The following is an 8640-nucleotide window of genomic DNA, read 5'->3' on the forward strand; positions in this document are numbered from 1 at the left end:
GAAATTATTTTTGCTAAAGTAAAAGGAATTCAAAAAGATACAATCACAGTTGATTTGGAACAATTCATATCTGTAAAAGGTATCAAAGCAATAGGAAACCAATTGACAGTCGATAAATTAAAACAAGTAAATTTATTAGAGTCATTACCTTTTGAAGAACTAGAAGAAGTGCAACTAGAAGAAATGGAAGTCAGTGATGAAACTGTTGTTTCAGATGATATTCAAACAGAAACTGACGATGACGGTCAGATAACCTTAAGTTTAGAATAAAAAATACTCCCAATTCTTGGGAGTATTTTTTTAGTCTGTTACATCAGAATCCTTTAGTTTTTTATCTACAATTTTGTTGTTATGCAATTTTACTATATTTCTGGTTTTCTTCATTCTCAGATTCAAGAATTCTACAAACAAGGAGAAGAAAATGGAGAAGTATAAATAGCCTTTTGGAATACTAGTTACTTCAACATCATTTCCAAAACGGAAATGGGCTAAATGAGAACCTTCTGCCAAAAGCATCACTCCAATAAGTATTAAGAACGATAAACCCAAAATTTGAATTGTTGGATGTTCGTTAACGAATTTAGAAACTGGTCCGGCAAAAATCATCATAATAATTATAGAAATAACTACCGATAAAATCATAATGAGTAAGGCGCCTTCGTAACCAAAACCTCCAGCCCCTGGCTCTTTCATGCTTACCATTCCTACTGCGGTTAAAATGCTATCAAACGAAAAAACAATATTTAACAAGGCAATTTGAACAATCGCTTGTGACAAACTATTGCTCGCTTTCCCAGTAGTTCCTTCTTCATCACCTTCTAGTTTATGGTGAATTTCGGACACTGATTTATACAAAAGAAATAATCCCCCACCAAAAATAATCAAACTTTGTCCTGTAACATGAGCTTCAAAAAATCCCCATTCAATAGAAAATAGGGTATCTTGTAAACTTAAAACCCAAGTGATTCCGAACAATAAAATTATTCTGAATAACATTGCTAAAAGCAAACCTATTCTCCTGGCTTTAGGTTGGTCTTCAGCTTTTAATTTTCCTGAAACTATCGAAAGAAAAACAATGTTGTCAATGCCAAGGATAATTTCTAAAAAAGTTAATGTCAGTAACGCAATTAAAGCATTTGGTGTAAATAAAATATCCATCATTATAGGTTATAGTTTAGCTATTAAACGTAGTTATTATTTTTTTGTTACAACGCCACGTTGTTTTTTGGCATCTCCCACAAACGAATATTCAAAAGTATAACTATTCTTGTCAGTTGTCAAAATTGTCATGCTAATTGCTTTTTGTTCATTCATGGTTTTGGGATGTAGTTTTTGCAATATAAATTCGCAATCGTTTACCCATCGAACAGAAGCCGTATCTGTTTTTCCATTAAACGTTTCTATTTGCAAGTTTTCAGTTCTAATGAAAGTTGACGTTTGTTTTTTACCTTGAATTTCTTGTGTAAATTCAAATGTGCCAGTTTTGAAATCTTGACATTTCCGTTCTTTATTAGAACAAGAAATAAGGAATATCGAGAGTAGGAGTAGTGTTGTTTTCATTATTTCATTTCATTTCATTTCTTTAGTTAGTTACTGTTATTCATGATTAAAAAATGCGTCTGTTACACTTTTAATTCCTTTAAATAGAAAATATACTGCTAAAAAACAAAGAAAAACGCCAACAGCTAAAACCAAATAATGCCAAACATTTTGCTTATTGATAAAAGCATTATAAATCACACTTGGGCCAATAAACATAAGAGGCAGAGCGTAAAGCATAAATTTAATTCCTTTTTCTAGTAGTTCTTTTTTACCAAACATTTTTATATAATTATCAATTATCAATTATCAATTATCAATTAGTATAACTATCCACTGCTTTTCTAACGCTCCCGTAATTAGATAACAATGCCGAAGCTTCTTCATAACTCACAGGAATTTCAGACATAATCATTTTAACACCACGATCAACAAGTTTGTCATTGCTCAGTTGCATATCGATCATTTTGTTGCCTTTCACTTTGCCGAGTTGTATCATGGTAGCAGTTGAAATCATGTTTAACACCAACTTTTGAGCTGTTCCAGCTTTCATTCTCGAACTTCCGGTTACAAATTCTGGTCCTACAACGACTATTACAGGAAATTGTGCTGTTAATGCTAACGGACTTCCTTCATTACATGTTATGCAACCTGTGATAATATTATTCTCATTACATTTTTCCAAACCACCAATGACATAAGGCGTTGTTCCCGATGCAGCAATACCTATCACAATATCGTTTTCTGAAATGTTATTTTCTTGTAAATCTATCCAAGCTTGAGTTGCGTTATCTTCGGCATTTTCAACAGCACGTCGAATGGCTTTGTCTCCACCTGCAATAATTCCATTAACTAAATCAAAAGGTACACCAAAAGTAGGCGGACATTCCGAAGCATCCACGATTCCTAATCGACCAGAAGTTCCTGCACCAATATAGAATAAGCGTCCACCGAGTTTCATTTTCTCCACGATTTTAGTAACTAAATCTTCAATTTGTGGTAATGATTTTTCAACAGCATGTGGAACGGTTTTGTCTTCGTTATTGATATTGGATAACAACTCATTAACCGACATTTTTTCTAAATGTTCGTAGTGTGAGGATTGTTCAGTTGTTTTGGTGAAGTTCATTTTAATGCTTTAAAATATAAAATTATATTATATATGATTTGATCTAAATTTATACAAAATATGCCAACAAAATCCCTAAAATAATTACCGAAATCTTGGCAATATTAAACTTATGACCTTCGCTACTTTCAAAGATAATTGTTGAAGAAATATGAAACAGAATTCCGATGACGATGGCGGTAATTTGAGTGTAATATTGATTGAGAATAGGGAAGTTGTCAGAAACAAATGTTCCTAAAGGTGTCATAATGGCAAAAGAAACCATGAACAAAAACAAAGCGTTTTTATTCAACTGAGCGTTAAGAAAAAATGTAGTTAAGATAATGGCGATGGGTAAGTGGTGAATGGCAATTCCGTAGGCCAAATCGTGGTGTCGTCCCACAGGAAAACCTTCTAGAAATGCATGAATACACAAACTAATAAACAATAGCCATGGCATTTGTATCAATTTATCATGACCGTGAACGTGACCGTGTTCGGCTCCTTTAGAGAAAAACTCTAATATGATTTGAAATAAAATCCCAAGCATAATAAAAATCCCAACAGAGAGATTATGACTTTCATAAACATCTGGTAACAAATGCATCACCGTTATCGATAGTAAAAACGAACCACTGAAAGCTAATAAAAGCTTAAGATTATTTTTCTTTTTAGGTTTAATAAATAATGCAATTGCATAGCCCAAAATAACTGATAATAAAGGAAGTATGTAATTCATTTATTTGAATATCATTATTAATCTTTCACTAGTATTTTTATGAAATTTCTTTAGCTTGTAGTCTCCAAAAGTATCCAATAAATATATTCCAGCTTCATCCATCATGGATTGAAAATCTTCTAAATTATACGCTCTTACTTTTTCTGTAAAATGAAATTTCTTTCCTTTATCTTCAAAATCTATTTCTTTAATAATAAAACCATCTAATAAATAGCGTTTAATATGAAATGTGATACCATCAACTTCTTTAATTTCATTTGGAATTAGATTTTCAAGAACTGTATAAATATTCATAAAGTCGATTACCGCGAAACCGTATTCCGAAAGACTTTCTTTGATGGAAATAAGCGTTTTTATATTGTCTTCTTCCTTTTCGAAGTAGCCAAAACTGGTGAACAAATTAAAAATAGCATCAAACTTATCTTGAAAAGGTTCGCGTTTATCGTGCACTACAAAGTGTAAAGTTTCATTAGCATTTTTATTGGCTTCTACTATGCTGTTTTCAGATAAATCGGCACCGATTACGTTAAATCCTAATTGATTTAAATAAATTGAGTGACGACCTTTTCCACAAGCTAAATCAAGAACTTTGGCTTTTTCGGGCAAGTTTAAATAATGCGTGAGATTATCCATGAAGATTTGCGCTTCACGATAGTTTCTGTCCTTATATAAAATGTGGTAGTATGGAGTGTCAAACCAAGAGGTATACCAATTATTTGAATTGGGATTTAGAATTTGGGATTTAGGATTTGTTATATCTGACATTTAATATTTTAAATGAATTCTTAAAACGCAAAATTAATGTATTTTTACCGATGAATTTCAAATTTAAAGTTTGAATTAAAATTGACATGGAAAATTTTAAAATGGTAGCCAAAACTTTTTTTGGTTTTGAAGAAATATTAGGTAAAGAATTACAACAATTAGGAGCTCAAGATGTTGAAATTGGTACTCGTGCTGTAAGTTTCAAAGGCGACAAAGGTTTTATGTATAAAGCCAATTTGTCACTACGTACAGCTTTGAAAGTTCTAAAACCGATTTATTATTTCCGTGCTACAAATGATTTAAACTTATATAAAGGAATACAAGGCATCGATTGGAGTAACTATCTTAATGGTAATCAAACTTTTGTTATTGATACTACCATTCACTCAGACAATTTTAAGCACTCACAATTTGTTTCACAAAAAGCCAAAGACGCTATCGTTGACCAGTTTAGAGATAAAACGGGACAACGCCCATCGATTGATAAAGATTTTCCCGATTTGCGAATAAATATTCATATTGATAGAGACCAAGTTTCGGTTGCCCTTGATACTTCTGGCACTTCATTGCATCAAAGAGGTTACAGAACCGCAACAAATATTGCTCCTATAAACGAAGTTTTGGCAGCAGGAATGTTATTGCTTTCGGGTTGGGATGGAAGTTCTGATTTTCTAGATCCAATGTGTGGTTCGGGAACTATTTTGGCAGAAGCTGCTATGATTGCGTGTAACATTCCGGCCAATATTAACAGAAAAGAATTTGCTTTTGAGAAATGGAACGATTGGGACAACGATTTGTTTGACCAAATTATCGATGCGTTAATGAAACGTACCAAAGAGTTTCATTATACTATCGTTGGCTACGACAAAGCACCAAGTGCTGTTCAGAAAGCCAAAGATAATATACAAAATGCTAATCTTGATGATTACGTAACCATCTCACAAGCTAATTTCTTTGAGACCAAAAAGGAAATTGCTGGTCCATTGCACATGGTATTTAATCCACCATATGGCGAGCGTTTAGATATTGAATTAGAACGTTTTTACAGAGAAATAGGTGATACATTAAAGAACAACTATTCCAATACAAATGCGTGGTTTATTACAGGTAATCTTGAAGCTTTGAAATTTGTTGGACTTCGTCCTTCGAGGAAAATTAAGCTTTTCAACGGAAGTCTGGAAGCACGATTGGTAAAATATGAAATGTATGAAGGTAGCAAGAGAACTAAGTTTCAAACAACAGAAGAAGAGTAAATTACTTTTTGTTTTCTAATTCAATAGCTTTAATAATGGTTGTCACATTATCCGCTTCAATTCGTTTGGCTTTGATGACCTTGTTTTTATCTAAAATATAAATTACTGGAGTAGAATAAACATCATATTTCTCAATGGCATTATTGTAATGTGCTCCGTCATATACGTTTATCCAAGGAAGTTTATGCTCTGCTATATATTTTAGGTATTTTTCGCCTTCGTGTTGCATATAAACACTATATACTTTTACATCTTTCTTTTCTTTTAGTAAGTCATTGTATACGTCTAAAAGTTTAGGAATTTCTTTTTGGCAATGACCGCAATCCACATCCCAAAAAACGAGTATTGTATAATCTGCCTTGACATCGCTTAACTTAACCCACATTTTATTGACTTCATTCACATGGTCATAAAAAACTTTGGTCATTTCTTCACTATTCTTTGCATTCTCAAATCCCATAGTTTTCATTTTATCATAATCTTCCGCTTTAATCATAAATAAATCTTGAGCAGTTGCACCAACCAATAGTGGTTTTAGTTTGTCAGCACGTTTAATTATTTTTTTTACTACCTCTTCATCATCATAAATTCCAAAAGCTTTTCCGGTTTTAAAATAGTTGTCGGACATGTGAACAAAAACTTTATCAAACCCCATTATTTTTGAAGTCTCATACGTATAAGTAAAATGGGCTAATAATAATTTATTGATTAAACTTCCTTGAACCGTTTTATTCATCATTCTATCAATTTCTACAGCAACTGAGTCAGGATGAGTTACCACCACATTGTCAAAATATTTCTTAAGTTTATTAATAAAGAATGGATTTCTGATCGTGCCGTCATCATTAAAATCAACATTATCCCAATAATGTTTTTTATAAAAATTATATACTGCTAGGCTATCTGGTCTCCCATTTGAAGCTTTAGGGATATCAATCAATTTTTTTTCTGTTTTGATATTTAAAACATCAGCAATATAAGAACCTTTATTTTGAATGATGAACTTTTCTTCATAATCTACAATCTTTTGCTCAAATGTTTTTTGCTTTTCAGCTAGTGCCAAGGTGTCTTTTTTTGTTTTAAGTTCGGTTTTTGACTTTAAATCTTGAAAGTCTTTATTTTGTTGACTTATATATTTCAAGTAATTAAAAAATTCATTTTCTCTATTTGAATTGACTACTTTAACATTGTTTAAAATATCAACTCCATATTCACTATTTATTTCTAAATTCTGTGTACTTTCATCAATAAAAAAATCAAATACAATAGATTTTCCTTGACTTACAAGAGAATAAATACCTTTATCAAGTTTGTTTTTGCCTTTAAAAACTATTTCACCATTTTTAATAGTAGTACAAGTATCTTTAATTAATGTTTTATCAAATTGGTAGAAGGTCAGATAAGCTAAAGTATCTTTACAGTTTTTTAAATTTATAGTAATATCATAACCTGATTGAGCATTAGCAAAAAATGAAGAGCAACTTAAAATTAAGATTATAAATATTTTTTTCATAGTTTTTCTATTGTAAATTTTAAAAATCAAAAATAATGTATTTTTAAAATAAATAATAGCTGAAATTTTTAAAGTTTACTTAAAAATAACAAATACCTAGTTTATGTATTTTATTTATTTGTACTACTTTTGAAAATATTAATCAAAATTAAAATTGCGAAGTGTCAAATAATACCAAAGCTTTACTTTACAATTTAGTTTGTTTTGCAACTATTTTTATATTATTACGCTTTCTATTGGGAGTTTATACTGGTTTATATAGTTTTTGGTTACCAGTAACAGCTTTTGTAGTGAGTACTATTTTAGCACCAAAATTTCAAGCGGTAAAAACAAGTGAGGGTGATAAAATTTTCATGAAATGGTTGTTTGTTAAAGGAATTAAGAAATTTTAATTCTTCTTATCCTTTTTTGATATTTCCACTTTTTTAACTTTTGCTTTTACAGTTGTTTTATATAATGGAATGAAATAGGAAATAGTATAATTAAAACCTACACCATAATCTCCATTATAGGTTCTGTTAAATCCTGGTATATATAAATTGTCAAAATTATTTGGAAGTTTTTGTGATAACATCCTATTAAGTCTAAAACTAAAACCTACGAAAACATTATTAAAAACTTTAGCTTTAATACCAGCTACTACTTCAACCCATTGGGCTGTTAATCCATCATAATTATCCCCTGAAACTATTAATGGAGTTTCTCCAAAATAAGGATTAGGATTGTATACCGTATAATTGTTCAAAGTTTGACTAAAACTACTTACACCATATCGTAACCCAACTGAAATGATATTTTCCATGTTAAGCCAGTTTTCATAAGTGTTATAATCAAAGCCAACTTTTAAGTAAGTTCCTTTGGTAGTAAAATTCAATTGATTCTCATCAACTGTTTTGTTTTCGTTTCCTATTTCAGCAGCCAAAAAATGTCTTCGTGTTAATCGATAATCACAAACAAGTTCTAATCCGCGATAGTCTGTTTCATAAAAAGAACGCGATAGTTTGTATAAATCAACCCCAACTCGCAATCCGTATCTTTCTTTTTTAACTGGAATACTATCTTTTTTCTTGGTGACTGTCTCTTGTGCATTGCCAATGAAACATACCAATACCAATCCAATACTAAAAGTAAATTTTGATATGTGTTTCATTTTCATTGTCAATATTAGTAGTTCGTATGTTAATGTCTTGTATCCAAAGTAAATCAGGTGAAGCAGCGTCAGTTAATAGAACTCCATCTGTAGTATTCAAATCGAAAGTAGTTTTATAACCACAAGCTCTCGAAACATATATATTTTGGTGAACATAATTAAATTCTAGAAAGTCTTCGTTTGGAATAAGTGAAGAAATAGAACTATTTGTTATTAAACTATATTTTGTTGAAGTTGTTGTTATGTTTAAAGGCAATTCTATTTTGCTTACTCCACTATACGTTTTCAAAGGAACACTTTGTCCAACTCCAGTAACTTTGAGACTTGAAACATTTTTTGTGTTAGCAGGATTGGCTATATCATAAAATTCTATTATCAATCGTGGTGTGGTATCTTCGCTGCAAATATCATCTTTCTCACAACTCGAGAAGAAAAATGCAACAAATAGTAATAGTAATATTTTTTTCATATTTATTTTAGTAATTAGTGATTAGTAAAAAGTGATTAGCAAAGTCTATTTAATTGACACTTTTCACTATTTACTTATCTAAGTTCCAAAAGTACAACATTTTC

Annotated in this window: 12 protein-coding genes; 3 read left to right on the forward strand and 9 right to left on the reverse strand. The window is 30.8% G+C overall.

The genetic code is table 11. The features are described 5' to 3' along the window. On the forward strand, positions 1-270 hold a 270-nt coding region (locus tag ACOYLT_RS09020), incomplete at its 5' end, for a hypothetical protein (protein ID WP_422853529.1). Between the two features lie 30 nt (positions 271-300). On the opposite strand, the gene ACOYLT_RS09025 is transcribed toward ACOYLT_RS09020, so the two are convergent. Genes ACOYLT_RS09025 through ACOYLT_RS09050 form a run of 6 tightly spaced genes read right to left on the reverse strand, consistent with a single transcriptional unit; the run spans position 301 to position 4151 of the window. After that, positions 301-1161 (reverse strand): TerC family protein, encoded by an 861-nt coding sequence (locus ACOYLT_RS09025; protein WP_422853530.1) that lies wholly within the window; start codon positions 1159-1161, stop codon positions 301-303. A gap of 33 nt (positions 1162-1194) precedes the next feature. Beyond that, positions 1195-1560, reverse strand: a complete 366-nt coding sequence (locus ACOYLT_RS09030) for a DNA topoisomerase IV (RefSeq protein WP_422853531.1) — start codon at positions 1558-1560, stop codon at positions 1195-1197. Positions 1561-1596: 36 nt separating this feature from the next. Then, positions 1597-1821, reverse strand: a complete 225-nt coding sequence (locus ACOYLT_RS09035; protein ID WP_422853532.1) for a DUF6095 family protein — start codon at positions 1819-1821, stop codon at positions 1597-1599. A gap of 34 nt (positions 1822-1855) precedes the next feature. After that, positions 1856-2668: an N-acetylmuramic acid 6-phosphate etherase gene (gene murQ, locus ACOYLT_RS09040; RefSeq protein ID WP_422853533.1), complete on the reverse strand. Its 813-nt coding sequence runs from the start codon at positions 2666-2668 to the stop codon at positions 1856-1858. 49 nt (positions 2669-2717) lie between these two features. After that, on the reverse strand, positions 2718-3386 hold the full coding sequence (locus ACOYLT_RS09045) for a ZIP family metal transporter (protein ID WP_422853534.1): 669 nt from the start codon (positions 3384-3386) through the stop codon (positions 2718-2720). Further along, positions 3387-4151, reverse strand: coding sequence for a class I SAM-dependent methyltransferase (locus ACOYLT_RS09050; protein WP_422853535.1), 765 nt, complete (start codon positions 4149-4151; stop codon positions 3387-3389). Between the two features lie 86 nt (positions 4152-4237). On the opposite strand from ACOYLT_RS09050, the gene ACOYLT_RS09055 reads away from it, so the two are divergent. Continuing rightward, on the forward strand, positions 4238-5404 hold the full coding sequence (locus tag ACOYLT_RS09055; protein ID WP_422853536.1) for a THUMP domain-containing class I SAM-dependent RNA methyltransferase: 1167 nt from the start codon (positions 4238-4240) through the stop codon (positions 5402-5404). A 1-nt stretch (position 5405) separates the two neighbouring features. Here ACOYLT_RS09055 and ACOYLT_RS09060 read toward each other — a convergent pair whose 3' ends face one another. Next, positions 5406-6917 (reverse strand): thioredoxin-like domain-containing protein, encoded by a 1512-nt coding sequence (locus ACOYLT_RS09060; RefSeq protein WP_422853537.1) that lies wholly within the window; start codon positions 6915-6917, stop codon positions 5406-5408. Positions 6918-7078: 161 nt separating this feature from the next. On the opposite strand from ACOYLT_RS09060, the gene ACOYLT_RS09065 reads away from it, so the two are divergent. Continuing rightward, positions 7079-7309 (forward strand): hypothetical protein, encoded by a 231-nt coding sequence (locus tag ACOYLT_RS09065; RefSeq protein ID WP_422853538.1) that lies wholly within the window; start codon positions 7079-7081, stop codon positions 7307-7309. On the opposite strand, the gene ACOYLT_RS09070 is transcribed toward ACOYLT_RS09065, so the two are convergent. Together ACOYLT_RS09070 and ACOYLT_RS09075 are read right to left on the reverse strand one after the other, a co-directional pair. After that, positions 7306-8067: a DUF6048 family protein gene (locus ACOYLT_RS09070; RefSeq protein WP_422853539.1), complete on the reverse strand. Its 762-nt coding sequence runs from the start codon at positions 8065-8067 to the stop codon at positions 7306-7308. The genes ACOYLT_RS09065 and ACOYLT_RS09070 overlap by 4 nt on opposite strands. Further along, positions 8039-8536 (reverse strand): DUF6452 family protein, encoded by a 498-nt coding sequence (locus ACOYLT_RS09075; RefSeq protein ID WP_422853540.1) that lies wholly within the window; start codon positions 8534-8536, stop codon positions 8039-8041. Before ACOYLT_RS09075 ends, ACOYLT_RS09070 begins: the two co-directional genes overlap by 29 nt. Positions 8537-8640: the final 104 nt, after the last annotated feature.

This window comes from Flavobacterium sp., from assembly GCF_049318185.1.
Classification (GTDB): Bacteria; Bacteroidota; Bacteroidia; order Flavobacteriales; family Flavobacteriaceae; genus Flavobacterium.